Origin of the sequence: Streptomyces sp. AK08-02 (genome assembly GCF_033795085.1) — a bacterium.
In the GTDB taxonomy this organism is placed as follows: domain Bacteria; phylum Actinomycetota; class Actinomycetes; order Streptomycetales; family Streptomycetaceae; genus Streptomyces; species Streptomyces echiniscabiei.
On the sequence record NZ_JARAZV010000001.1, the window covers coordinates 721,941 to 747,132 of the forward strand.

The window sequence follows — 25,192 nt, forward strand, 5'->3', positions numbered from 1 at the left end:
CGCGCGGTGAGCCCGGCTCGTCGGCGTCGACTGCCTTGCTGGACAGGTGAGTTGGGTGAGTTCAGCGAGCTGGGTGAGTGGGATGAGCCGGGGAACCGTGATCAGTTCGCCTCGGGCTGCTCGTCGGAGGCCGGGGCCGCCGCGTGCGGGGTCGGGGCCTGCGCGTCGGTGGTGGTGTAGTAGACGGAGTGGCCCTGCTTGGTGCGCTGGGCATGGCTCTTGGCGACAAGCCCCTCGACTGTCGTGCGTACGACGGTCGTCTTGATGTCACGGTCGGGGTGGGCCTCACCCAGTGCGGTGGCGATTTCCGCCGCGGAGCGGGGTTCACTCTGATCGGCGAGGTGGCGGCGGATCAGTTCGACGAGGGTGGGCTGAGCCGCCTTCGTGGCCGCCGACTTGACTACGGCCTCGGACTTCTTGGCACTCACCTTCCCGGTCGGCTCGCTGCCCTGAGCAGTGGCCGTCTTCTTCGCCCGTGTCCCTTTGCCCGCGCTGCGCTGCGGGGTGGCTTTCTGCCGAGGCACCGCGGGTGCCGCCGCTGACTTGGGTGCGGGCTGGGTGGCGGTGTCCGTGGCGCCGAGCGCGTTTCGCATGTTCGTCAGCACGGTGTTGTCGTGCTGCAGAGCGCGCAGTTGTTCCTGCAGGGCGTCGATCTCCGCGCCGATGCGGTCCTGTTCCTTGGCATTGCGATCAAGGTCGTTGGCCACCTGTGCCATGTACTGCGATGTCAGTTCGGTGGTGGTGGTCTTGTTGTCGGGCATGCTGCCGACCTTTCCTCGGGGGCGTCCGCAGGCGGTGAGTCAACTCGTGGAGCAGGCGCCTGGGTCGAGCGGTGAGTACGTCGCACCTGGTGAGGGCTTGCCTCGGTACAGAGATACTACGGGCGCGCGGAGCAGGTTGTTCGACGGTGTTCATGTTGGGTTGGCCTGGATCACAACTGCGTTGCCGGGCATCACTGTTGTCGAGTGCTGTCGAGACTGTTCGCCTTTGCGGGTCTGTGGCGGACGTTCGTGACCGGCGGATCCCGCACCTCGGAGCGGACGGCTACGGTCGGGCGGGCACCCGCAGGGCGAGGAGGGCGACGTCGTCGTCGTTGGCGCTGGGGCGGACCCGGCTCAGCATCTCGTCGATGAAGGAGGTCAGCGGGCGGTGGGCGAGGGCGGCGGCGTGACGGCGCAGTCGGTGCAGGCCCTCGTCGAGGGTGTGTCCGGGCTCCTCGATCAGGCCGTCGGTGTACAGCAGGAGAGTGGATCCGGGTGGCAGCAGGGCGGTGGCGTCCGAGCGGGGCCTGTGGGATCCGGTGCCCAGCAGAATGCCGTGGCCGTCGGTGAGATAGTCGGCCAGCCCGTCGTGGCTTATCAGCAGCGGCGGCGGGTGACCGGCGTTGGTCCAGGTCAGCTTCCACTGGCTGTCGTGGGTTTCTTCGATCCGGGCGAGGATCATGGTGGCCATGGAGACGTCCGTGATGTGCAGGACCGCCTCGTCGAGGCGCTCGACGATCTGGCTGGGGGGCTCCTGGAGGGCCCAGGCGTAGGCGCGGAGCATGTTGCGCACCTGTGCCATGCCGGCTGCCGCCTCCAGGTCATGGCCGACCACGTCGCCGATGGCCAGCGCGGTGGCACCGTCGGCCAGGGAGAAGGCGTCGTACCAGTCGCCGCCGACCTGCGAGGCGTCGGGCGCCGGCAGGTAGCGCACCGTCATCTGCAGACCCGGCACGCGCGGCATCTGGGGGAGCAGGTGGTTCTGCATGGTCTCGGCGACCTTGCGCTGGCGTTGGTAGAGACGCGCGTTGTCCAGAGCCAGGCCCGCGCGGCGGGCGATGTCCTCGATGAGGGGGAGGTCGACGGTGGCGAAGTCCCCCGACTGCTTGGCGCGGCCCAGGGTCAGCGCGCCGAGGACGGCACGTGTGCTGCGGATGGGGGCGATGGCCGCCGAGTGGATGCCTGTGGCGTCGAACAGACGGCGCTGTTCGACGGCGATACCGGAGTCCGGTGGCCCCTGGTAGGTCTGCGGGCCGGCCAGGGTCGACGCGACCCCGCGCAACGCCCTGGACAGGGGCATCGGGGACTCCTCGGGTACCGGTGGCATCGGCCCCTGGAGTTCCTCGTGATGAACCACGCCGTCACCGTCCGCCTCGGCCACGACAGTGCGCCACACCTCGTCGCGCTCGGTGATCAGATCGATGATCGCCCAGTCCGCCAGCCGGGGCACCACCAGGGTCACCAGCCGCCGTAGTGCCTCCTCGACGTCGAGAGTGGAGGTCAGCTGTGTGGTGGTCGCGGCCAGCAGAGCGAGCCGTTCGATCTCCGGCAACAGTGCGGCCTCCGGCAGCGGCCGTGAGAGTGCCGGCGGGTGCCGCAGGTGGAAGATGACGAGCGTGCTGTGTCCATGCTCGCCGAGGACGTGCTCGCCGAGGTCGAAGGGGGTGATCAGCCACGAGATGTGCAGCAGAGAGCCGTCCCCGCGCGCGAAGTAGTCCTCCTCGGCCTGAGCGGTGCGCCGGGCGTGGAAAGCCTGCCGCATACGGCACCGGGTCCTGGGCAGCGGATGGCCGTGCGCGTCCCTGTGCAACAGGTCGTGCGCGTCGTTGCCGAAAAGATCTCCGGCCGACCGGTCCAGAAGCTGCTCGGCGCGGGAGTTGACGGCGATGATCCGGCCCTGCTCGTCCACGACGTAGGCCCCGGTCCCGACGGCTTCCAACGTCTCCACGAGCCCGGCGCTCGGCGGCGCCACGGGCCGTTTCCCGTGGGTATCCGTATGTTCCGGTCCTGCCATGCCCTGATCTCCCTACCTGGCTTGCGGTCCGCCTCCTTGACGGTGTCTGCTTTTCCGACTGCCCCGCCATCGACCGATTCAGCCCCACTCTCGCTCACGGTGGGCAAACCGACACGGGCTGTTCGCGTGTGTCGGCCTCGGTCGGCGTCCGGGCGGCCCCGAGCGCCGGCCACCCGTGGTCGGGTCGGTCGCGACGCCGACGGGACGCGGGAACGTCGTCAGGGCGGGCGCGGTCGGCGATGTGGCGCCACCAGCCTGAGGGTCCGGCGCTCAGTCGTCGTTGGACACCATGCTCGACCAGAATTCCCAGATCCCGGCGACGCCACGGCCGGTGGCCCGCAGGGACCTGATGGGAGTTCGGGCGGTGTCCATCGCGAACTCGCGCCCTCCCTTGCCGCCGAGTACGCCGGCGAGGACCCCGACGGTGCACGCGAACACGATGCAGACCACAGCGAAAAGGAAGCCGCTTGCCCCGACCAGGAACGTCATGAGTAGGCACAGGAGCCCACCGATGACCGCAATCAAGAATCGCACAACCAGTTCCACGAGCCCCCCTGAGTGCACAGCAACGCAAGCACCGTAGCGGGGAATTACCCATCTTGCCTGAAACTCATACGAACCATGACGTCTTAAAACAGATACGCGAACAACCTGATCCAAGCCAGTCGATCATTCGCGAACAGTGAGATCGGTAAGCGTTCACCGGGGGAGGAATGGTGGTGGCGTTACCCTGCTGTGCCATGCGGGAGACACGCTTCGACACCGATCGGATCAGGGCGGCACGTCGGCTGATCGATCCGGTTTTCCTCAGTACTCCGCTGTATCGCTGTGAGGCGCTGGAGCCTGACCTGGGCTGCACGGTGAGCATCAAGCTGGAAACGGCCAATCCGGTCCGTAGCTTCAAGGGCCGCGGCACCGAGCTGGTCGCGAGCCTGCTCGCCGCTGAAGGCGCACGAGCCGCGGTGTGCGCCAGCGCGGGCAACCTCGGCCAGGCCCTCGCCTGGTCCGGGCGCGGCCGAGGACTCGACGTGACCGTCGTGGCGTCCCGCTTCGCGACCACCACCAAACTCGACCGCATCCGTGCGTTGGGCGCCGTGCTGGAGCTGGTGGACGGCGATCACGAGATGGCTCGCGAGCGGGCGGCGGCCATCGCGCGGTTCGACGGCATCCGACTGGTCGAGGACAGCCTGGACATCGAGACCTGCGAGGGTGCGGCGACCATCGGTCTGGAACTGGCGGACTCCACGCAGTCGTTCGACGCCGTCCTGATCGCTCTCGGCGGCGGGGCGCTGGCCACCGGCGTGGGCCATGTGATGAAGGCCCTGGCGCCCGGGGTCGAGGTGATCTGCGTCCAGCCTCTGGGCGCACCGGCGATGACACACTCGTGGCGCGAACGACGTGTCGTCACCACCGACTCGACCGACACCATCGCTGACGGCGTCGCCGGTCGGCGTCCCATCCCCGCCGTCCTCGACGACCTCCTCGTGGTCGCCGACGACGCCGTCCTGGTTCAGGAGACGTCGATCATCGCCGGTATGCGGATGCTTCTCGATCACGCGGGTCTGGTCGTCGAACCATCGGCCGCGCTCGGCGTCGCGGCGATCCTCGAAGACCGGGAGCGCTTCGTCGGCCGACATGTGGTCACCATCGTGTGCGGCAGCAATGTCGACGTGGACACCTATCGCCGATGGGTGGGAGCGGCTGCCCGTCCACAGATCGTGGCCGACAAGGATGGCGGGTAGCCGGTAAGCCGACTTCGGACCGGTCGTGGACACGCCGATGAGTTCTCTTGACGAACTCCCTTTCCACACCCCGGTGTTCGTCATGACCCACCATGAGCGTCCCTCGTTCACGCTCTCCGGCACCACGTTCCATTTCGTCGACGGTGACCCGAATCGGTGCTCGAACAGGCGCGGGTGGCGGCCCAGGGCAAGGATGTCCGGCTCGGCGGCGTGGTGCACCGCCTGTCCTGGCGAAAGTGACACCAGGGCCTGCTCGTGAGGTCGACAAGGCCACCGCGAAACGCTGGAGCGGTCGCCGCACAGCACGAAGCCCCGGCTGGACGGGGGAGACCAGCCGGGGCGGGGGTGGTGGCGTGCGGAGGGCGGTCGCCTCGCGGCGAAAGGCTCCATGGGGCTTCAGCCGAACGATCTTCCCCATGGGCTATGGGTGAGGCCCGGGGACACTGTCCCCTCCGCAGCCACATACAGATGAACCGTCAACCACCCCTGGATGTTCCGCCGTTCGGCCCTGTGCGGTGTGAGCTGGGGCACCCCGCGGCGCCCGGGAAGCGGTCAGCCGACGTAGTCGGTGATGAGGGCGGCGAACTCGTCCGGGGTGGCCAGACGGATGCCCAGGGTTTCGGCCTTGGCGCGCTTGGATCCGGCACCGTCGCCGGCGACGACCAGGCTGGTCTTCTTCGAGACGCCGGAGGACGAGCGGCCCCCGGCCCGTTCGATGAGCTCGTTCATCTGGTTGCGGCTGAGGTTCTCCAGTACACCGGTCATCGCCCCGGTCACCACGACGGTCATCCCGGTCAGGGGCCCGCCTGTCGCCCCGGTGCCCTCCGGGATGTCCTCGGCGCTCTCGGTCGCGGGGGCGGGCGGGGTCGCGCCGGGCTCGGTCATGTTGACCCCGGCTGCCGCGAGTTTGTCGACGAGCGGGGCCAGTTCGGAGAGTTCGGCGACGATGGAGGGGGCTTTCTCCGTGCCGATGCCCTCGACCTGCCGCATCGCCTCGGCGTCCGCGGCGCGGATGTTGTCCATGGTGGCGAAGTGCCGTGCGATACGACGGGACATGGAGCGGCCGGTGCCGCGCACCCCGAGAGCGCACAGCACGCGCGACAACGGCTGATCCTTCGCCGCACTGATCGCGGCGAGGAGGTTGTCGGTACTCGTCTCGCCCATCCGCTCCAGGCCCAGCAACTGCTCCCGCGTGAGCGAGAACAGGTCGGCGAGATCCTTCACCAGACCGGCGTCGACGAGCTGGACCACGCGCGTGTGCCCGAGACCTTCGACATCGAGCTGGTCGCGGCCGGCGGCGTAGGAGAGGGCGGCCACCAGATGGCAGTTGCGGCCGTTCTCGCACCGCCAGCGCTGTTCGCTGGTGTCGATTCCCGCCCCGCACCGCGGGCACACCTCGGGGAAGACGATCGGCCGCTCGTCCCCCGTGCGCAGGTGGGCGACAGGAGCCTCGACGCGGGGGATGACGTCACCGGCGCGGTGGACCATGACGTGGTCGCCCAGACGGAGGTCGCGGCGGGTGATGTCGCCGGGGTTGTGGAGCGTGGCGTAGGTGATGGTGGCACCGTCGATCTCGACCGGCTCCAGCACACCGCGCGGGGCGATGATGCCCGTACGGCCCACGTTCCACTCGACTTCCAGCAGGCGGGTGATCTTCTCGACGGCGGGGAGTTTGTAGGCGATCGCCCAGCGTGGGGCCCTCGATCCCGCCCCGGCGGTCCGCTGGTCGTCGGCGAGGTCGGCCTTGATGACGATCCCGTCGATCCCGAAGGGCAACTCCGACCGCAGACCGGCGATCTGTCCGACGCGGGCCAGCACCTGCTCGACGGTGTCGGCGGTGATGCCGGGTACGGCGGTGGTCGCGGTGGTGTTCACCCCCAGTTCGCCGGCCAGTGCCATGAGTTCGCTGTGCGCGAGTCCGCCCAGCCGCCCGGCGAGTTCTGTGTCGGTTCCGGGCATGGAGAGCAGTCCGTATCCGAAGAACGTCATCGGCACGGTGTACGCGCGGTCCTTGGCCCGCAGGGAGCCGGCCGAGGCGCCGCGCGGGTTCGCGAACGGAGTGCCGCCGTGCGTCGTCCGTACGGTGTTGGCGTACTCGAACTGAGCGGTGGTCATGAGGACTTCGCCGCGTACCTCCACTGTCACCGGCTCGGCGAGTTCGTCGGGCAGCCCCTCGACGGTGCCGATGGCGTGCGAGACGTCCTCTCCGGCCGTCCCGTCGCCGCGCGTGACCAGTCGGGTGAGGCGGCCTCGGGTGTAACGGGCGGCGATGGCGAGACCGTCGAGCTTGGGCTCGACACTGAACCGGGAGACGTCGTGGCCGATACGTCTGGCCAGCGATGTCGTCCAGGTGGTGAACTCCTCGGGGGAGAACACGTTGTCCAGGCTCAGCATCGCCACCGTGTGCGGGACATCCCCGTCCACAGCGCCGCCCGCGACCTTCCCGGTCGGCGATCCGGGCAGCACCTGCTCGGGATGACCGGCCTCCCACTCCGCGATCGCGCGCACCAGCCGGTCGTAGGCGTCGTCGTCGAGCGCCGAGGTGCCGCCCGTGTAGTAGCCGGCCGACGCCTTCACCGCGTCCTCGACCGCCTGCGCGTAGGCGGCGGCATCCACGATCACTGCAGCTGGTGTTGTCATGCCGGTCATCTTGCCTGCCACCACTGACAATGCCCCGGCCGATGAAGTCCGGCCGACCGGCCGGACGAGGCCGCCTCTACGGGACACCCCTGACTCACGCGGGGGCCCCGTGCCTTCGCCCGTGCCGTCGAGTTGGGTCAAGAGCCGCTGTGTGTTTGGTAGAAAGCCCTTCCAATGATCGCTCGGCCTGCCAGTCTCCTTCCCGACCCGGATGTCATGTCCGGGATGAACGGACCGAAGACTGGAGCACCCCTTGCCCCGAGCCGCCAGCAGCGGAAGAAGCTTCCGCGTCGCCAGAGTTGCCGCCGTCGCCGGCAGCGCTGTCGTCCTGACCGTCGCCCTGCCCTTCAGCGCCTCCGCAGGTGTCCTGCAGAACCTGCCCGAGAACGCGACCACCTTCCAGAAGTACTTCGAGCCCGTGTACGACTACGACACGGACAGCTGCTACCCGGCCGCCGCCATCGACCCGGACGGCAACCTCAACGGCGGTCTCAAGCCGACCGGCCCGATCACCGGCGAGTGCCGCGACAGCCACCTCGGGCGCGCCAACACCTACTCGCGGGCCAAGTGCAACAACGGCTGGTGCGGAATCGTCTATGCCAGCTACTTCGAGAAGGACGAGGCCTCGCCCGGCATAGGGCACCGGCACGACTGGGAGTGCGTCGTCGTCTGGGCCCGGCAGGGCGCGGACACGCCGTCCTACCTGTCGGCCTCCCGGCACGGCGGCTTCAGTATCCATCCGATCGCCGACGTACCGATGAGCGGTCAGCGCGTCGAGATCGTCTACCACAAGGACGGCGCGAGCACCCACGCCTTCCGCTTCGCCGAGTGGGGCGAGACTCCGGAGAACGACACCGGCGCCTGGCACCAGGAGAACCTGCTCACCTGGGACAACCTGGCGTCCCACCTGCGCGACACGCTGAACGCCTCCGACTGGGGCAGCGCGAACTTCCCACTACAGGACTCCAAGTTCGCCGACCATCTCAACAAGGCCAAGCCGACCGACATCACTTTCGACCCCTACGCCTGACGGAGACACTGGGGGATGGATCGCCCGCTGAACCGAGGGGAGACCGATCCATTCCCCGGTTCCCGGTTGTTCCCGGTCCCGGTCCGGTGGAGCGGGGCGTGGCCATGTGCGCGCCGAAGGTCTCGTCCCTCGTCGGAAGTCCGCGCGCACAGGCCACACCTGGGTCGGTCGCTCAGCGCTGGGTGTAAATGAAGCCGATCTTGTCGACCTCGTCACCGGCGCGTCCGTGGAATCCGGCGATCTGCCAGCCCGTCGGTGCGGTGCGGGTCACGCAGTCGGAGGTCGTGGTGCCGCCGGCCAGGGTGCGGCCGAGGTTGGTCGTGAACTTCGCGTAGAAGATCCGTGTGTGATCGTCCTTCACGCCCTGGCACAGGTACGCCGTAGTCGCGTACTCGCCGCCGGCCAGCGTCAATGAGGACGCGGTGCCGCCCGTTCCGCCGTGGGCGAGTGTGGTGCCGTTCTCCAGGGTCACGCTCATCTGGTCGACCCGGGAGCCGGAGCGCAACGCGAGGGTGGTGGCACGGGCGCCCGCGGTGACGCTGCCGATGTCGTTGTAGTAGTCGCCGTGCGGGCCGCCGAACTGGTCGCTGAGCTGGAAGGCGGCGTTGCGCGACCAGGTGAAGCCGGCGGTGAGCGGGTCGTGGTCGGAGAGCATCAGCCCGGCGTCGGTGAGGAACTTGGCGTGTTCGTTGTTGTAGGACGTGGCGTTGAGCGAGACGAGTTTGCTGCCCCGGTAGAGGATCTTGTCCACGACCTCGCAGGTGTTGGGGACGGTGGTCCCCGTCTGGTCGCAGACCAGGGCGTCGCTGCCCTTGACGGGTGCGCTGCCGCCACGGATCAGCTGGACCCAGGCGTCGGTGAGGCCGTTGGCGGCGGTGAACTCGGCGATGGTGTCACCGGAGCGGGTGTAGCGGGTGTTGGTGTCGCCCATGACCACGACGGCGTTGCCTGCCGAGTGGGTGGTGATGAAGGCGGTGAGCTGGCTGAGGTTGTCCGCGCGGGCGGCGAGGTCGTCGTCGTTGGTGCCGGCGTTGGTGTGGAGGTTGTAGAAGTCGACGTAGACGCCCTCGGCGAGGCGCTCGCGCATGAAGGTGAAGCCCTTGGGGGTGAGGCAGTCGCCGGAGCCGTAGGTGCAGGAGTTCCAGCCGACCCGCTCGAAGTCGTCCCCGTCGTAAGCGATCTTCGACAGTGTGTTGAGCCCGCTGCCGATGCCGGCGCCGCCGCTCGTGGCCGTCCGGTAGGCGTGAGCGGTGTCGGCCGCGTAGAGGTACGAGTGGTAGTTGAAGTCCTCCTGGACGTTGACGATGTCGTACGACGCGATCCGCTGGCCGATCGTCGTGGTGCTGGATTCGCGGGGTGTGGGCGCGCTGGAGATGGCCTCGGGCAGGCCGGCCACGTTGTAGCTGAGCACGCTGAAGCTGCCCGAGTCGGCGGCCGCGGCGGGTGGGGCGACCACGGTGAGCCCGCCGAGGACGGCGGCGCCGACCGCGAGGCAGGCGGAGAGTCTGCGCATGGTGGAGTGCCTCCTGGGGAGGGAAAGCGGTTGCGGTGGGGGACGTGGCAGAAGTTACCGCTGGTTACCCAGGTTCTGTCGAGGGGGCGGGCGCGTATTCACAGGAGTCTCTTGCCCTGCGCGGACGGGCCGGACGTTCCTCGGCCCGCGTTGGCCGCGTGGCCCGCGTCGAATCGGGTGGCGGGGGCGCGGCCGGGCCGACCCGGTTGGCTTCGGACGGCGCATCCCGTGCGGCCCGTAGATGCGGCACATCCGATGAGGCCGGTACATCCCGCACATGGGAAACGGCCGACGCCGCGCGAACGGTCGGCCTGCAACGGATTGTGCGGCCGGCGAGCCGGCGTCGGCACGGTGCCGCGTGGTCGGCACTGGCGCCCGGAGCCCCGTGGACCGCGCCGCCCGGGTGGGCGCAGGTGGACCCGAGACACAGCCCTCGGACAGGTGCTTCAGGGCGGGCGGGACTGGGCCCGGGGCGGAGAGAAGCCGCTGGTGCGGGGCAGCTGAAGAGGTGGCCGCCGAGGGGATGACCGGCGAAGTCGGTCGACGTCCCAGCTGTGCCGCACCATGCCCCCGGTCAGGGCTGCTCTTCGGGTACCTGCGCACCCCGTCCCTCGTCGGCCGGTGGATCGGCGGGCACCGGCCCGTTGAGGCCGGCTCGGTTCACCACCGTGTCAGGCGGGACCGCCGTCGGCGCCATGGACAGCCGCCGTGCGCCGTGCCTGGAGGTGCTCCGGCCGGCGGTCCCCTTGCTGTGCCTCGCACACCCGGGCCAGCCGGGCCAGCATCGCGCGGTGGCGCAACTGGATCAGCGCGTCCACTCCGACGTTGTGGAGCAGCCCGCCCGCGCCCTGGAGAGGGTGCTCGTCCGCGATGACCAGGCAGTGCTCTCCCCAAGGGCGGAGTTCGATGGCGATCCTCGCCGTGCCCAGGATGCCCGCTCGCGCCTCCAGCCCCAGCTCGGAGCCCTCTACGCAATGCCGGACCACTGTCTCGTTGGTGAGCCGCATGGGGCCTACGCGGACCTCGTATGCGATCGTCGAACCCACTTGCGGCCACTGTCCCCGCAGCGGCTCGGAGTCCGACGTTCCCACCACCCACTCCGCGTACCGGGAGCCGTCCGCGAGGACGGTCCACACGGTCTGCGGACTCACCTTGATCAAACGATGTCGTACCGCCACGCCACACCTCCGGGAGTCCTGCCTCGGCTCACAGCCAAGTGCCCATTCCGGAGCGGGCGAACCCGGGGCGAACGGAGCGTCCGGCGCATCCGCCGCCGGAGTGAGGTGTCGGACAACGGCCCGTCGGCCCATCGGCGTACGAATTCACGGCCCACCAGCGGCCCTGAGCAGGCGCAACGAGCTTGAACCGTACGGAGATCGGTGACTGCGAGGGGTCCGACGGCAAGTCGCTCACAACCTCGTCGCCTAATCTCGTGCAGGGAAGCGGCCGATGCCGTGCGTCCACATTGAGGAGACGATGATGCTCGGAAGGGGCGCGCGGTTGCTCGCGGGCGTACTGACCGTGGCCTGCGTGGTGCTCGTCGGCTCCAGGGCACCGGGTGATGACCGCTCTGGAAGTTCACTGCCCGTCGAGGCCGTCAGGGATGTGGTGCCGAACCGGGTCATGACGTGGAACATCTGCAACCCCTGCAAGGAAAGCAACGTTGACCGGGCGGCGGAGATCGCCAGATACGCGCCCCAGGTCATCGGTCTGCAGGAGGCCTGCGTGGGTGACGTCGAGCAGATCCGGAAGTATCTGAGGAATCTGCACGGGCTGGTCTACCACGTCGAGTACGGGTCGGTTCTCAAGAGTTGGGGCCGCTGCAGGGGAGTGCCGTGGAATCCGGGAGGCTTCGGTCAGGCGATCCTCTCCGCGGCGCCGATGACCGACCGCGTCAAAGTGGAGTATCCCGACGGAGGATCCGAGGACCGTGGCTACCTGGCAGTCACCACCATGGTCGGCGGCCAGCGTGTCCGGGTCTTCAACACCCACCTCGCGCAGCGGCGACAGGAAACGGTCCGAGCGGGCCAGACACGGGTACTTGCCGCAGAGGTCTCCCGGCACAAGCGTGCGATCGTCATCGGCGACTTCAACGCGGTGGCGGACGCTCCCGAACTCACCCGGATGTGGGCGCTGGCCGTGGACGCGGACCCCGAGTGCCATGCTTCGGCCGCCGCCACCTGCGAACCGACCACCGACTGGAACAGCAAGTTCGACTACATCTTCCTGCGAGGCATCACTCCGCTCAGGCAACGAGTGCAACCGACTTCGTACTCGGACCACCATCTGGTGTACAGCGACCTGGACCTGACCTGAACCTGACCCGAGGTGCTCAGAGGTACGTGGTCGGAGGAAACGTTCTGGTCGGCGTTCGTCCGTACTGCACGCACTCGTGCGGTCGAGCAGTGGAATATCGCGTGCGCTGCCCTCGGCGGAGGTAGCAGACTCCCCGGCATGGTCGACATGGGGATGTTCCGGGACGAGGTCGCTGGCTGGGCGCGAGGTGGCTCCGGCGGTCCGGCGAAAGAGCTGGCGGAGCAGCTCGGGGTGCGTACGGCGGTGCTGCTGGAGGGGCTGAGCGATCTGGCGGCCGTCGAGGCGCTGGCCGAGGGACGGAACCGGGCCCTGGCGGCCGAGGGGGTGTGCGCGATGTCGATGGGCGGGGCCATGAGCGTCGGACGCTACGCGGCGCTTCTCGGTCCGGCCGGTCTGGGCCTGCGGCTGGTCGGTCTGTGCGACGAGCGCGAGAAGCCCTTCTTCGACCGGGGGATCGATTCGGCCTCGGCCCCGCACCCGAACGTCTTCGTCTGTGCGGCGGACCTGGAGGACGAACTCATCCGTGCGCTGGGCCCGACGCGGGTGGAGGAAATCGTCCGGGCCGAGGACGAACTGCGCCCGTGGCAGACCTTCCTGCAGCAGCCGGCCCAACAGGGCCGGCCGCGGCATCAGCAACTGCGGCGCTTCATCGGCACGAAGAAGGGCCGCAAGATCCGCTACGGCCGTCTTCTCGTCGAAGCCCTCGCGCCCGACCAGGTGCCCGCCCCGCTGGACGACCTCTTCGCCGCCCTCTGAACCGAGCAGCCGCGTCAGTCCCGCCGCTCAGCGGACTCGGTCGTAGACGAGGGCCAGTGTGCCGTGCTCGCCCGCGGTCTGGCTGACGAGCGTCCACTGGTTCGCGGGCAGGCCGTCGTCGAAGAGGCGCGGCCCGCCGCCGAGAAAGACCGGAAAGACGGTGAGAGCCAGCCGGTCGACCTGGTCGGCCGCCAGTAGCGCCTTGATGACGCTCGCGCTGGAGAGTACGAGGATGTCGCCGCCCTCGGTGGCCTTGAGGTCCGCGACCGCCTCTGCGGCCGGTTTGCTGACGATCGCCGTCCGCTCCCACGGGGCCTCGGTGAGGGTGGAGGAGAGGACCACCTTGTCGGTGTCGACAAGCCATTTGGCGAAGCCCTCGTCGCGGGGGTCAGCACCCTCCATACCGATGACGGTGGGCCAGAAACCCAGGAATCCCTCCGCGTTGACCCGCCCGAGCAGTGCCGTCGTCGCCGGCTCCCAGAGGCTGGTCAGATGGTCGCGGGCGACGTCGGTCACGGCGTACGGCATCACCCATCCCATGTCCAGCGGGTTGTCCGGACCGGCGTAGCGGCCGTCGAGGGAGAGCGCCATGTTGGTGACGACGCGGCGGCCGGCGCTGTGCTGTGTCATTTCGTGCTCCTTGTGTCGGTGGTGCTGGTGCTGGTGTCGTGTGCGTACGTGTCGAGGGTTGCCGCGAGCTTGTCGAGGCTCTGCCCGAAGCCGATCTCGATGCCCGCGACGAAGTCCGCGGACTCGACAGTGCTGTCGGTGATCCGCCAGCGGACGTCGAGGTCCGTGCCTGTGTCGGCGGGGCCGAGGTCCATGGAGACGTGGGCGGTGAAGGCGGGGCGGCCGTCGGGCAGTAGTGGGGAGAGCCGGTAGGCGAGGTGCTCACCGGTCCGCACGTCTTCGACGACTCCCTCCGCGCGCCCGGCGGCCGGATTCGTGTCGTCGAAGTCTTCGGCGTCGCGGTACTCCTGGACGATCCGGCCGCCGGTGCGCGCCTCGAAGACGAGCTCGGACGCCCGGAGATCCTGGGGGGTCCACCAGGACGCGAGCAGAGCGGCCTCGGTGAGGTGGCGCCAGACCAGCTCGGGGGGTCCTGCCAGCGACCGGTGGAAGCCGAACGTGCGGCCGTCGGCCCACCCCGGATCCTGGGCGGCGAGCCGCTCCGACCGGACGCTGAGCCCGTAGCGGTCGTGGGTCGCATGGGGGCCGTCGGCCTGGTCCCTGGCGTCGGCCAGTTGGCCGAGCGCAGCCGCCAGCTCGCGCAGCGGAGCGGACCGGAGTGTGTAGATACGGCGCTGGCCGGTGCGTCGGGAGGTCACGATGCCGGCGCGCTCAAGGGTCTGCAGATGCTTGGTCGTCTGCGGTTGGCGTGCGTCGGTGAGCTGAGCCAGAACGCCGACCGAACGGGGCTGCTCGGCCAGCAGGCTCACGAGACGCCAGCGGGTCGGGTCGGCCAGTGCGGCGAGGAGTGCGTCCATGACGAGAAGTATTCACTGTGGAGAATATTCGTGTCAAGGAATTATTCGCATGGGTTCGGAGCTTGCGATCCGGCGAGGTGCAGGCAGGTGTCGGGGTGGCGGCGGACGCCGCGTGTGAGGATGCGGCAATGGTGTGGTCGAGGAAACGCGGCAGGCGGACGGTCGGGCTCGTGGCGAGTACGGCGTTGGCGTTGACCGCCTGTGGTCAGGGTGGTTCCGGCGCTGCTGGGCCCGAGGACCGGGAGGCGAAGTACAAGCGCGTCATCGAAGATCCTCACCCACGCGCCGCCGACGTCATCGAGATGGCCGGCGCACCTCTCGGCGTGAGCCGCGCGGACGACGGCTCGCTGCTTCTGACGTATGAGGCCGGCAATGTCGAGGACGACGAGGGGCCGGCCGCCACCGCCTGGCGCATCGTCGGCCCAGACGGCCGCACGGTCGCCGAGCAGGCGGAGCACGGGGACGCGGAGGCGGTGCCGCCCGCGTTCAAGGGAACGCACGGGGGCTTCGTGCGGGTGCCGCAGGCGGACGGGACGGAGGGAGCGTGGACTCTCGACGTACGCGGCGAGCGGCACAAGGCGGTCGTGACCGGAACCCCCTTGCGCGCCCTCCCCGGCGACGTTCTGCTCGCCGCACCGGAGCCGACGCTCATCTACCGCCCGGCCACGCGAACCGTCGCGCCCCCGGCCGGTGTACCCGACGGCGCCGTCCGCCTCGCCGTCGACGAGCGGGGCACGGTCTGGAGCCTGGACCAGCCACTGACGGACGCCCCGAACCGCGTCGTACGGCAGCGCGGCGGGCGCACCGTCGGCTCCACGGCCGTCCCCGAGCCGTACTTGGGTGGTGCCCTTGCCGTGCGGGGCGGGATCGCGGCGGTGTCGCTCATTCAGGGGGAGGGCGTGCGGGGCCTGTTGCTGACGACGGACACCGGCAGGCACTGGCGGAAGGTCCTCGCCGGCGGAATCGCCTGGAAGGACCTGAGACGCGGCCCCGACGCGCTGGTCCTGGAACTGCTCGCGGACGGCCGGTTGCTCGTCGGTGAGGAAGGCGGTCGCTACTGGCTGGCCGTCGACCGCGCCAACAGCACCTTCCGCGAACTGCGGACACCGGTGAACTTCACCTCGTTCACCGTCGACGGCACCACCCTCTACGGCATCGCCGACGCGACGACGTCGACATACGACCTGGTGAAGGGCGAAGGGCTGTGGATCTCCCGCGACGGCGGACGCGAATGGCGGCGATACGGGCAGCGTGGGTAAGCCGGGTGGCTGAGGTGAATGGCGCCCACGGGATCCTCCGCATGTGACGGGGATCACGCCGGGAGGAAAACCTGTCGCCCGGCTCGGGCGTCTAGCGGGCGTGAGATCAATGAGGGCAGCGCCGCACGAGTTGGACGAGGAGCGTCTCGTCCGGCTGGTGGCAAAGGGCGACCGTGCCGCGTTCGAGGAGCTGTACCGGCGTACGTCGCCGTGGATGGCGGTGCGGCTGCGCCGCCGGTGCGGGGACGAGCAGATCGTCGCGGAGGTCATGCAGGAGACGTATCTGGCGGTGTGGCGCGCGGCGGATGCCTTCGCCGGGGCCGCTGTCGGAGGGTCGGCCACCGGTTGGCTGTGGACGATCGCGGCGCGCCGTCTGGTCGACGCGTTCCGGCGACGGGCTCACCACGCGGAGCCACCGCGGGCCGCAGCCGTTCCCGACGCGGCGCCCGCCGCCGAGGAGGAGGCGCTCGCGGGGACCGTCGGCGGTGATGTCGGGGACGCGCTGCGCTGCCTGGCGCCGGAGTTGAGACAGATATTGCAGGCCCTGGTCCTCGACGGGTTGTCCGTCCGCGAGACCGCGGTCCTGCTCGGGCTGCCCGAGGGCACGGTCAAGACCCGTGCGCGCCGGGCCCGTATCGCGATGCGGAGGGCACTGGCGTGAGTGGGGAACATGCGTCGATGCGGATCATCGAGGGTTACGCGCGCGGTGGCACGGACCTCGCCGCCGACGAGGTGTGGGCCGTGGAGGCCCATCTGGAAATGTGCCGGGAGTGCCGTGGCCGGCTGGCGGCGGTCGTCGATGCCGAGGTGCCCGCGGTGGCGTCGCTGGTCGACACCGTGTGGTCCGGCCTGGAGGACCGGTTGGCGGTCACTCCCACGATGCCGCGCGGACGGCGCTGGTCGGCACGCCTGGCGAGGTGGATGACGCCCACCATGGTGCCGTGGCTGGCCATGGTCGTGGGCGTGACACTGCTGGCCCTGCTGCTCGACACGGTCGGCAGCGGCACCGGGGAGGTGTCGCTGGTGCTGCTGTTCGCGCCGGTTCTGCCCGTGCTCGGCGTCGCGGCGTCCTGGTCACGCGGTCTGGACCCGGCCTACGAACTGACGGCCTCGGTGCCCAGGGCCGGGCTCTACCTGGTGCTGCGGCGCACCGCCTCCGTGCTCGGTGTGGTCGTCCCCGCTCTGCTGATGGGCGGATGGATGACGGGGGTGATGGTGGCTCAGTGGCTGCTGCCCTGTCTGGCCTTCACCGCGGCGACACTGGCGCTCGGCGGTGTGGTCGGGGTGACCCGCGCCGCCGTCGTACTGGGCGGGGTATGGGCCGCCGTGGTCGTGGCGCCGACCCTCGCCACCAGCCGTACGACCTTCGCCCTGCAGGCCGGCAATCTGCCCGCGTGGGCGCTGATTCTCGTTCTCGGCAGCGGGGTCGTGATCGCTCGCAGGGGCGCCTACTCCGTACTGGGAGCCCATCGATGACCAACGGAAAGGAACATGACATGACGTCCGCGGTGAGCGCGGCCGACATCGCGCCGACGGCCTACGCCTGGGAGATCCAGGCCACCGGGCTGAAGGTGAGGGTCGGAGGGAAACGGATGGCCGTCGACGGCCTCGATCTGTCACTGGGTACCGGCGTGCACGGTCTCCTCGGCCCCAACGGGGCGGGCAAGACCACCCTCATCCGTACTCTGGCCACCGTGCTGTGCCCCACCGAGGGCACCCTGGAGATGCTCGGCGAGTCCGTGGGCGGCAGGGGTGAACACCGTGCGCTGCGGCGCCGGATCGGTTACCTGCCGCAGGAGTTCGGCTACTACAAGCGGTTCACGGTCCGCGAGTTCGTCGAGTACATGGCATGGCTGAAGGAGGTGCCGAAGGCGGATGTCCCCGCGGCGGTGCAGCGGGCCGTCGAGCGGGTGGGTCTGGCGGACCGTGCCGACGAGAAGATGAAAGCCCTGTCGGGTGGCATGGTGCGGAGGGTCGGGATCGCCCAGGCCATCGTCAACGACCCGACGATCCTGCTGCTGGACGAGCCGACGGCCGGCCTGGACCCGGCGCAGCGGCTGCGGCTGCGCAAGCTGCTGCAGGAGCTGGGCACGGACACCTGCGTGCTCGTCTCGACGCATCTGGTCGAGGACGTCGCCGCCGCCTGCACCGACGTGGTCCTCTTCGCCGAGGGACGTCTGGTCTTCCAGGGCTCTCCGGACGAGCTGGCGGCGGCGGGCGGCCCGAAGGACGTGGGGGACAGCCCGATGGAGCGCGGCTACTCGGCGCTGCTGCAGAGCCCCGGCCGGACAGGGGGTACCTGGTGAACACCGGTGTCCTGCGCATCGAGCTGAAACGCTCCGTCGCCCCGTGGGCCGGCGCCCTCGTACTGACGACGGCACTGGCGTTCCTGTACCTGCTGTTCGGCTCGTGGTGGCAGGGCACCACGGCGTGGACGGCTCAGTGGACGTCCATGGCCCTGGTGACCCGCGGCCTGCTGTTCTACCTGTGGCCGCTCGTCGTGGGGCTCGGAGCGCTGCAGGGCCTGCGCGACCACCGCTCGAAGATGTCCGAGCTGCTGACAAGCACGCCGCGGCCCCCCTGGCACCGTGCGGCCACGTCGGCGGGCACGACGGCGATCACACTGGCCTCGGCCTTCGCGCTTCTCGTCCTTGTCGGCGCGGTCCAGGTCATCCCCAGCACCGACTACACACACCTCGGGTGGTTGCCGATCTCGCTCCTCGGGGCGCTCTTCCTCGTGGCGGGGGCCGTGCTGGGCATGGGGGCCGGGCGGGCTCTGCCCTCGGTGCTGACTCCGCCCGCGCTGGCCATGACCGCCTTCGTGTTCACGGTCCTCATGCAGTTGTCGTTGGGCCGGACGGAGACCAACACGGCACTGGGCGTCCCCACCACGGAGCCGAACCGGGTCTCGCTGCTGTCACCGGCGGTGGAGGAGGTGCGCAATGTGTTCGTCACGCTCTCCGCGTCCGTGCACGTCGGGCAGACGATCTGGGTGCTCGGCATGGCCGGGACGGGATTCGCGCTGCTCGTCGCCGCCACCTGGCGCGCCCGGCTGACCGCCCTGGTCCCCGTGATGGCGGGTGCGGTGATCGCCCTGCTCGTCCTCCCCTCCGACCCGCACCGGATCTACGTCGTCGACAAGACCGCCGTGGAGTCGGTGTGCGACGGGCCGGTGTGCGTGACGAAGACGCACCAGGACCGCCTCGCCGGCCTCGCGGGCCCCGGCAAGGAGGCGCTGCGTCTGCTGCACGGTGCCCTGGGCGGCCGGGCGCCGGTGGCGATCCGTGAGAACACCTCTCTGCTGCCGACCGGCTCCACACCGAGGTGGTCCCGCGAGACGTTGCTCCTCGACTTCGACGACGACATCGTCACCGCCGCGAAGGGCGACGACCTGACCCGGGCCCTGATCGCCGAGGGCATGGTGCCCGGGTGCACTCCCGTCGGCTGGAGCGGCTTCGGGGGAGACGAATACGCGCAGGCCGTCGCGGCGGGCTGGGTCCTCGGCGACTTCGAACCGTTGACCGGCACACCGGGAAATCTGCGTGGTGAGGTGGACGCCGAGGCCCGCCCGGTGTGGAAGAAGCTCATGTCGCTTCCGCGGGCGGAGCAGCTCTCGCGCATCAACACGATGCGCACCGCCGCACTCTCCTGCGAGGGTGACCCGTTCGACGTGCTGTCCGGCGGTGCGTCCCGGTGAGGTGGCTGACGCTGTACGCCCGCTCGCGACAGGTGCCCGCGTCGCTCGCCGTGATGGTGATCAGCGCGGTGGCGGTGTGGGCGCTCGCCAGGGACGGAGGCGGGGGGCAGGTCGATCCGCGAATTCCGGTCCTTGTTCTCGCTACGGGGGTGATGGCGGCCTCGGTCGGGCTCAGCGGGCAGGACCTGGCGCTGGACCGGACGGCCTCGATCCGCTGGGTGCCGCGCAGAGCGGCGCATGTGCTGCTCGCCGGCGCGGTCGTCGCGGCGGTGCCGCTGACACTGCGGACAGCGGGCCCGCCCATGGCCACCACCGCGTTCGTCGTCCGGGACAGCGCGGGTCTGATGGGGCTGGCCGCCCTGGGCGCGGTGCTCGCGGGGGGTCAGTACGCATGGACCGTGCCCTTCACCTGGCTCTCCTTCGCGTGCTTCGCTCCGCCCGCGACGAGCGCGCCGATGCGGGTGGCGACCTGGATGGTGCTGCCGCCCGACTCGACGACGGCCGGCTGCACGGCGCTCGTCCTCGCGATCACCGGCACCGTGGCCTACGCCGTGACGGGACCGAACGCCTGGATCCGCTTCCTTCGGATGCCCAAAAGGTAGCGGCCTCCCCGGTTCGTCGGGTCCATGCCATGCTTCCGGCGTAGAGAGTTCGGCCTACCGAAAGGACATCGTGCCCGCCTACGCCATCGCCCACTTACAAGAGGCAACCCCGCATCCGGAGATCGCCGAATACATCGAACGCATACCCGCCACCTTCGAGCCGTACGGCGGCCGCTTCCTCGTGCACTTCGCGCAGCACGAGGTGAAGGAGGGAAGCTGGCCCGGGGGTGTCGTGGTGATCGGCTTCCCCGGCATCGTCGAGGCGCGGGCCTGGTGGGACTCGCCCGTCTACCAGGAGATCGCCCCGTTGCGCTCGCGGCACATCCAGGGCGACATCATCCTCGTCGAAGGCGTACCCGAGGGCTATGACCCGGCCGCCTCCGCGAAGGCGCTGCGAGAGGCCTTGTCCGCCGAGTGACCCGCGGGTCCTGGACAGCGACCGCTTCGGTCCGCCGTCCAATGGCGACGCCCCGTCCCCGATGTGCCGCCTGCCGGGGACGGGGCTCCGGTGTCAGTTCCGGAGCAGCGCGCACACGAAGTTCTCCTCGATCTCGCGCAGCCTCTCCAGCAGTTGGGGCTTTGTCGCCTCGTTCACCTGGGTGGTGAGCGAGAACGTCAGTGACCTTTCTCCGTCCGGGGTCGCGGCGATCAGCTGGGTGTACCCGGGTGTGTTTCCGGTGTGGCCGAGCACCACTCCGCACCTCGTGGTGTAACGGAAGATCGCCGCCCCGGCCTTGTTCGTGCCCGGACCCGCCGGTTCGGAGGCGCCGTCGACCCAACGCCGCTGCTCGCGCAGGGTCGCCCGGGAGATCAGCGCGCCGCCCGCGTAACCGCGGATGAACCTTGTCATGTCCCTCGGAGTGGAGATGATTCCGCCCGACGCCCACACCCCGGAGGCGCCGATCAGCTCACTGACGTCCTCCGGCGCGGCCGGCGGCTGGACGGGGACGTCGTAGCCGTGCATGTACGGTTCCGGCATCTCGAAGCCCTGCGGGAGGCTCGTGTCGCGCAGCCCGAGCGGACGGTGGACCAACCACCGCAGCAGCTCCTCGTAGCGTTTCCCGGTCGCGGCCTCGGCCATCAGGGCGACGGCGATGTTGTCGGAGTTGGAGTACTGGTACCGCGAACCGGGAGGGAACAGCAGCGGCTCGTCGGCCACGAAGTCGAGCAGCCGCCGGGAGTCGAAGTGGTGATGCGGATCTGCCCTGAGGAGGCTGAGGAACTCCTCACTCCGGCTGAAGTCGGGCAGGCCGCTGGTGTGGGTGAGAAGCTGGCGCAGGGTCACCGCGTGCCAGGCCCGGGGGAGTGCGGGCAGCCGTCGGCCGATGGTGTCTTCGAGCCGGAGCGCGCCCCGGTCCACGAGCCGCAGTGCCACGGCGCCGCTGAACGCCTTCGCCGTACTGGCGATACGCATGTGGTCGGTCGGTTCGACCGGTCTGCCGGTGTCGAGGTCGGCGACTCCGGCCCGGATGACCCGGCGTGAGTTCCCCCGCTGGAGCACGGTGATGACGCCCGGCGGGCCACCCGGAGCGTTCACCAGTTCTTCGAGCTGACTCCGCAGCGCGCGGTCCGTGGCGGAGCCGGGCGTGTCGGCCTCGGCGGGCGCGTACACCAGGGCTGCGAGACAGGCGCAGACCAGCGCGGCGCCGGCCGGAATACGCAGGCGGGGGAGAGGGGAATGCGGCACGGGAACTCCTCGGCAAGGCTGGGAGGGCAGAGCACGGCACGCCCAGCATCGGCGGCACGGCACTCGACTGCCTCAGCCGCTGCTGCATACGGCCGAGTGGGCACCCGGATGCGGCACGGCTCCGACGACCGCCCACCGGCCCGGATCCCGACCCCGAGGTCTCTCGCCACGCCCACCCGTTTCGGATCGTCGCGGAAGCCGTCCGTACGTCGTCACCACCTCGTGCCGGTTGCGTCGTCTTGCCTGGGCACCGTCTCTGGCCAGGCAAAACAGGCGGGTCAGGTGAGGACACGCAGAGTTGGGGAAGAAGTTGCGGTAGCCGATAGGAGGTTGTCGTGAGGGGTGGAGATTTGGAACTGGGCGAGTTGCTGGCCGCCGCGGAAGCGGCCCCGCCCGGAGAGTCCGTCGATGTGGTGGCGCACGACCTGCAGAAGCGGTTCGGTGCCGAGCAGGTGTCCTTCCTGTTCGTCGACCTGATCGGCCAGCGGCTGGTACGCCTCGCCGCGGCCGACGGTCAGGCGCCCGGCAACGCCGAGCCGATCGACCTTCAGGGCAGCGTCTACGACGGTGTTCTGCGGAGCCAGCGCCAGCATGTGGTACCGGACGGCGAGGGCGGAGAGCGCGTCATCACGCCGGTCACCAATCGTGGCGACTGCCTCGGAGTCCTGGAGGTGACCCTGCAGGCCGCGGACGACACCGTGCTGCGACAGGTCCGCGACGCGGCACACGCGCTGGCGTACATCATCGTCACGGACCGCCGGTTCACCGACCTGTACCACCTGGGCCGGCGGACCACCGCGACCAGCCTGGCGGCGGAGATCCAGCATCAGCTGCTTCCTTCGGCTCCCTGTTGTGAGGCGGACCAGTTCACCCTCGCCGGCGGACTGGTCCCGGCCGACGACATCGGCGGCGACACGTACGACTACACCCTCGACCGCGACACCCTCCACCTGTCCATCACCGACGCCATGGGACACGACACGGACTCCGCGCTGCTGGCCACCCTGCTGGTCGGGGCGCTGCGCCAGGCGCGCCGCAGCGGATGCGACGCTCTCAAGCAGGCCCGCCACGCCCACGAGGCCCTGCTCAGCCACAACCACGGTCTGGCCACCGGGCAGTTGCTGTGCGTGGACCTCGAGACGGGCCTGTGCGAACTGGTCAACGCCGGTCATCCCCGGCCGCTGAGGCTGCGGGACGGCATCGTCGAAGAGGTCGACCTCGCCGTCAACCTGCCCTTCGGGGTGGCGGCGCCCAGCGCCTACCGTCTGCAGGAACTCCAGTTGATCCCCGGAGACCGTCTGATCCTTCTCACCGACGGAATGCAGGAACGTGGCGCCTCTGCCGCGGACCTGCCCTCGATCATCCGGGACACCCGCGCGCTGCACCCGCGAGAAGCTGTCCGGAGCCTGACGGCCGCGGTCCTCAAGGTCTGCGACGGGAACCTCCAGGACGACGCCACGGTCCTGGTCCTGGACTGGCACGGCAACCGGCGCCGACCTGCCGAGGAGAGACCCGACATGCGGCGATGACCCGTGACACCCTTCCTCCCGAGACGGCGCGCGAAGCCGGCCGCTCCCGTTCGTCCTGGGGGAGGCCTGCGCACCTGGGACACATGTGGTGGCATGTATGGCGCAGGCGCGGGTACCGGCGCACGTGAACGGGGGGAGTGAGGGCGAACAGGTGGAATCCCATGCCGACGGTGACGGCTGTACGACGCCGAACGTGTTCCTGATGCGCGCCGGTTACGCCCTGGGCGGGGACGACGGCTGTATCGCCGACGCCCGTCACCATGCCGTCGCCTTCCTCGACCGGGCCCACGCCGAGCATCAGCTGTCCGTGCCCGCACGTGTGCGGGATCTCGTCCAGTTGGTGGTGAGCGAGCTGGTCACCAACGCCCGTAAGTACGCACCCGGTCCCGTCCTACTGGAACTGCGTGTCAACGCGAGTGCCGTGGACGTCGTCGTGTGGGACAGCGAACCCACGGTTCCCGCCGCCCGGTCCACCGATCCCGGCAGGGTCGGCCAGCACGGCCTGGAGATCGTCAAGGCCATTGCCGAGGCACTCTTCATCGAGCAGGAGCCGGTCGGCAAGCGCATCACGGCCCGCATCGCCCTCTCGCCGTCCTAGGGCGGTGGAGGGCAGGCCTGGCTCACGGCGCGATCTGTCACAGTTATTTCCGTCGTGCGCACAGAAAATCTATAGTGACAAAAATAGACATCAGGCGGTGGCCCGGTTACGGTTTCTTCCGTCCCCCGGGAGGGCAGTGGGGACTGGTGGACGCGAACCGCCGCACGGCGACAGCACCGTTGTAGCAGCCGGCGGTGAAGCAGTACTTCGGGCCTCGGCGCCTTACGGTGTCAGGGCTCCTCCACAGGTTCGACGGATTCGACGGAGAGGTGTCAGTGACAGCAGAGGATTCCTACGACCGGCTCGACGACGATGACTACCCCGCCTACACCATGGGCCGGGCCGCCGAGATGCTCGGTACGACGCAGAGCTTTCTCCGCGCCATCGGTGAAGCCCGCCTCATCACCCCGCTGCGCTCCGAGGGCGGGCACCGCCGCTACTCCCGCTATCAGCTGCGGATCGCCGCTCGCGCCCGGGAACTCGTCGATCGGGGAACCCCCATCGACGCCGCCTGTCGCATCATCATCCTCGAAGACCAGCTGGAGGAGGCCCAGCGCATCAACGCCGAGTACCGCCATGCCGCATCCCGCCACACGGCGAGCATCTGACTCCCGGTCCGCGGTGACGCGAGGTCGCCGCGGTCCGTCGATGTCAAGCCGCCGATTTTCGAGAACACGAGCGAATGACCGCCGACGACATTCAGCCGACGCCCGGAGGGAAGTCCCCCTCCGGTCCTGGCCCCGGCGCCACGTCCGACGCCCCGCGCCCCCGGGCGGTCGACGCGCCTTCCGACATACCCGGCCCGCCACCTGAAGGGCAGCCGGCCGGCGGCCACAGAGGTGGGGCGGAGCGCGCGGCTGCCGCACTGAAACCGCGAATGCGCGGCTGGCTGCACGTGGGCGTGTTTCCGCTCTCGCTGATCGGCGGCCTCGTCCTGATCGCCGTTTCGCGCTCGGCGGCGGCAGTGGGTGCCTGCTCGGTGTACGCGGTGTCGTCCTGCCTGCTGTTCGGCACCAGCGCGGTCTACCACCGCGGCACATGGGGGCCGCGCGGGGAAGCGGTCCTGCGGCGGCTGGACCACGCGAACATCTTCCTGATCATCGCCGGCACCTACACCCCGCTGGCGGTACTCCTGCTGCCCGCGCGTCAGCAACCGGTGTTGCTGACCGTGGTATGGGCGGGCGCTCTCGCCGGCATCGCCTTCCGCATCCTGTGGATCGGGGCTCCCCGGTGGCTGTACACGCCGTGCTACATCGTCCTGGGCTGGGTGGCGGTCTTCTACCTGCCCGACTTCGCGCACACCGGTGGCACCGCGGTCGTCGTACTCGTCATCGTGGGCGGTCTCCTCTACACCGCGGGCGCCGTCGTCTACGGGCTCAGGCGCCCCGATCCCTCCCCGGCCTGGTTCGGCTTCCACGAGGTCTTCCACGCCCTGACCATCGCGGCCTTCACCTCGCACTGGACCGCCATCCTCCTGGCAGCCGCCTGAGCGCGTCCGTGGCATGCCGAAACGCGGTTTCCGGGGCGGGTCACGTCGCGTGGTGCAATGTGACCTGTCCGG

General features: G+C 69.7%; 24 protein-coding genes and 1 pseudogene. 16 read left to right on the plus strand and 9 right to left on the minus strand.

The window, feature by feature from the left end; translation table 11 throughout:
• Positions 1 to 101: 101 nt before the first annotated feature.
• From PV734_RS03225 to PV734_RS03235, 3 genes are all read right to left on the minus strand, one after another.
• Complete coding sequence (locus PV734_RS03225; RefSeq protein WP_319288700.1) at positions 102 to 761, minus strand: hypothetical protein; 660 nt, start codon at positions 759 to 761, stop codon at positions 102 to 104.
• 283 nt (positions 762 to 1,044) lie between these two features.
• Complete coding sequence (locus PV734_RS03230) at positions 1,045 to 2,775, minus strand: SpoIIE family protein phosphatase (RefSeq protein WP_319288701.1); 1,731 nt, start codon at positions 2,773 to 2,775, stop codon at positions 1,045 to 1,047.
• Positions 2,776 to 3,045: 270 nt separating this feature from the next.
• Entirely contained in the window at positions 3,046 to 3,264 is a 219-nt protein-coding gene (locus PV734_RS03235) for a hypothetical protein (protein ID WP_319091959.1), read from the minus strand.
• 251 nt (positions 3,265 to 3,515) lie between these two features.
• On the opposite strand from PV734_RS03235, the gene PV734_RS03240 reads away from it, so the two are divergent.
• Together PV734_RS03240 and PV734_RS03245 are read left to right on the plus strand one after the other, a co-directional pair.
• Positions 3,516 to 4,517 (plus strand): threonine/serine dehydratase, encoded by a 1,002-nt coding sequence (locus PV734_RS03240; RefSeq protein WP_319288702.1) that lies wholly within the window; start codon positions 3,516 to 3,518, stop codon positions 4,515 to 4,517.
• 49 nt (positions 4,518 to 4,566) lie between these two features.
• Positions 4,567 to 4,733, plus strand: a pseudogene (locus tag PV734_RS03245) (deaminase); the annotation flags it as partial.
• A gap of 336 nt (positions 4,734 to 5,069) precedes the next feature.
• Here the strand turns inward: PV734_RS03245 and ligA are convergent.
• Positions 5,070 to 7,157: an NAD-dependent DNA ligase LigA gene (gene ligA, locus PV734_RS03250; RefSeq protein ID WP_319091961.1), complete on the minus strand. Its 2,088-nt coding sequence runs from the start codon at positions 7,155 to 7,157 to the stop codon at positions 5,070 to 5,072.
• A gap of 253 nt (positions 7,158 to 7,410) precedes the next feature.
• Between ligA and PV734_RS03255 the strand changes: the two genes are divergently transcribed.
• Complete coding sequence (locus PV734_RS03255; RefSeq protein ID WP_319288703.1) at positions 7,411 to 8,187, plus strand: NPP1 family protein; 777 nt, start codon at positions 7,411 to 7,413, stop codon at positions 8,185 to 8,187.
• A gap of 172 nt (positions 8,188 to 8,359) precedes the next feature.
• On the opposite strand, the gene PV734_RS03260 is transcribed toward PV734_RS03255, so the two are convergent.
• Together PV734_RS03260 and PV734_RS03265 are read right to left on the minus strand one after the other, a co-directional pair.
• The gene (locus tag PV734_RS03260) at positions 8,360 to 9,700 is read right to left on the minus strand and encodes a jacalin-like lectin (RefSeq protein WP_319288704.1); all 1,341 of its coding nucleotides are present in this window, start codon (positions 9,698 to 9,700) and stop codon (positions 8,360 to 8,362) included.
• A 671-nt stretch (positions 9,701 to 10,371) separates the two neighbouring features.
• Positions 10,372 to 10,878, minus strand: a complete 507-nt coding sequence (locus PV734_RS03265; RefSeq protein WP_319091964.1) for an SRPBCC family protein — start codon at positions 10,876 to 10,878, stop codon at positions 10,372 to 10,374.
• A 298-nt stretch (positions 10,879 to 11,176) separates the two neighbouring features.
• Between PV734_RS03265 and PV734_RS03270 the strand changes: the two genes are divergently transcribed.
• Entirely contained in the window at positions 11,177 to 12,016 is an 840-nt protein-coding gene (locus PV734_RS03270) for an endonuclease/exonuclease/phosphatase family protein (RefSeq protein WP_319288705.1), read from the plus strand.
• Between the two features lie 138 nt (positions 12,017 to 12,154).
• Positions 12,155 to 12,772, plus strand: coding sequence for a TOPRIM nucleotidyl transferase/hydrolase domain-containing protein (locus tag PV734_RS03275; protein ID WP_319091966.1), 618 nt, complete (start codon positions 12,155 to 12,157; stop codon positions 12,770 to 12,772).
• Positions 12,773 to 12,799: 27 nt separating this feature from the next.
• Here PV734_RS03275 and PV734_RS03280 read toward each other — a convergent pair whose 3' ends face one another.
• A complete protein-coding gene (locus PV734_RS03280) occupies positions 12,800 to 13,402 on the minus strand; it encodes a dihydrofolate reductase family protein (protein ID WP_319091967.1) in 603 nt (200 codons plus the stop codon).
• On the minus strand, positions 13,399 to 14,259 hold the full coding sequence (locus tag PV734_RS03285) for a metalloregulator ArsR/SmtB family transcription factor (protein WP_319288706.1): 861 nt from the start codon (positions 14,257 to 14,259) through the stop codon (positions 13,399 to 13,401). The genes PV734_RS03280 and PV734_RS03285 overlap by 4 nt, the downstream gene beginning before the upstream one ends.
• A gap of 128 nt (positions 14,260 to 14,387) precedes the next feature.
• On the opposite strand from PV734_RS03285, the gene PV734_RS03290 reads away from it, so the two are divergent.
• The 7 genes from PV734_RS03290 to PV734_RS03320 all read left to right on the plus strand — a co-directional run bounded on the left by PV734_RS03290 (position 14,388) and on the right by PV734_RS03320 (position 20,235).
• The gene (locus PV734_RS03290; RefSeq protein ID WP_319288707.1) at positions 14,388 to 15,518 is read left to right on the plus strand and encodes a hypothetical protein; all 1,131 of its coding nucleotides are present in this window, start codon (positions 14,388 to 14,390) and stop codon (positions 15,516 to 15,518) included.
• Positions 15,519 to 15,627: 109 nt separating this feature from the next.
• Positions 15,628 to 16,179, plus strand: coding sequence for an RNA polymerase sigma factor (locus PV734_RS03295; protein ID WP_319288708.1), 552 nt, complete (start codon positions 15,628 to 15,630; stop codon positions 16,177 to 16,179).
• Positions 16,176 to 16,994, plus strand: coding sequence for a zf-HC2 domain-containing protein (locus tag PV734_RS03300; protein WP_319091971.1), 819 nt, complete (start codon positions 16,176 to 16,178; stop codon positions 16,992 to 16,994). Before PV734_RS03295 ends, PV734_RS03300 begins: the two co-directional genes overlap by 4 nt.
• The gene (locus PV734_RS03305; RefSeq protein ID WP_319288709.1) at positions 16,991 to 17,824 is read left to right on the plus strand and encodes an ABC transporter ATP-binding protein; all 834 of its coding nucleotides are present in this window, start codon (positions 16,991 to 16,993) and stop codon (positions 17,822 to 17,824) included. Before PV734_RS03300 ends, PV734_RS03305 begins: the two co-directional genes overlap by 4 nt.
• Positions 17,821 to 19,215, plus strand: a complete 1,395-nt coding sequence (locus PV734_RS03310) for a hypothetical protein (protein ID WP_319091973.1) — start codon at positions 17,821 to 17,823, stop codon at positions 19,213 to 19,215. Before PV734_RS03305 ends, PV734_RS03310 begins: the two co-directional genes overlap by 4 nt.
• Positions 19,212 to 19,817 (plus strand): hypothetical protein, encoded by a 606-nt coding sequence (locus PV734_RS03315; protein ID WP_319091974.1) that lies wholly within the window; start codon positions 19,212 to 19,214, stop codon positions 19,815 to 19,817. The genes PV734_RS03310 and PV734_RS03315 overlap by 4 nt, the downstream gene beginning before the upstream one ends.
• 70 nt (positions 19,818 to 19,887) lie before the next feature.
• Positions 19,888 to 20,235, plus strand: coding sequence for a DUF1330 domain-containing protein (locus tag PV734_RS03320; RefSeq protein ID WP_319091975.1), 348 nt, complete (start codon positions 19,888 to 19,890; stop codon positions 20,233 to 20,235).
• A 93-nt stretch (positions 20,236 to 20,328) separates the two neighbouring features.
• Here PV734_RS03320 and PV734_RS03325 read toward each other — a convergent pair whose 3' ends face one another.
• The gene (locus PV734_RS03325) at positions 20,329 to 21,504 is read right to left on the minus strand and encodes a serine hydrolase domain-containing protein (RefSeq protein WP_319288710.1); all 1,176 of its coding nucleotides are present in this window, start codon (positions 21,502 to 21,504) and stop codon (positions 20,329 to 20,331) included.
• A 335-nt stretch (positions 21,505 to 21,839) separates the two neighbouring features.
• Here PV734_RS03325 and PV734_RS03330 point away from each other — a divergent pair, with 335 nt between their 5' ends.
• The 4 genes from PV734_RS03330 (at position 21,840) to trhA (ending at position 25,120) form a co-directional block, all read left to right on the plus strand.
• Complete coding sequence (locus PV734_RS03330; protein WP_319288711.1) at positions 21,840 to 23,033, plus strand: PP2C family protein-serine/threonine phosphatase; 1,194 nt, start codon at positions 21,840 to 21,842, stop codon at positions 23,031 to 23,033.
• A 151-nt stretch (positions 23,034 to 23,184) separates the two neighbouring features.
• Positions 23,185 to 23,631: an ATP-binding protein gene (locus tag PV734_RS03335; RefSeq protein ID WP_319091977.1), complete on the plus strand. Its 447-nt coding sequence runs from the start codon at positions 23,185 to 23,187 to the stop codon at positions 23,629 to 23,631.
• A 275-nt stretch (positions 23,632 to 23,906) separates the two neighbouring features.
• On the plus strand, positions 23,907 to 24,239 hold the full coding sequence (locus PV734_RS03340) for a MerR family transcriptional regulator (RefSeq protein WP_319091978.1): 333 nt from the start codon (positions 23,907 to 23,909) through the stop codon (positions 24,237 to 24,239).
• A 74-nt stretch (positions 24,240 to 24,313) separates the two neighbouring features.
• Positions 24,314 to 25,120, plus strand: a complete 807-nt coding sequence (gene trhA / locus PV734_RS03345; RefSeq protein ID WP_415924140.1) for a PAQR family membrane homeostasis protein TrhA — start codon at positions 24,314 to 24,316, stop codon at positions 25,118 to 25,120.
• Positions 25,121 to 25,192: the final 72 nt, after the last annotated feature.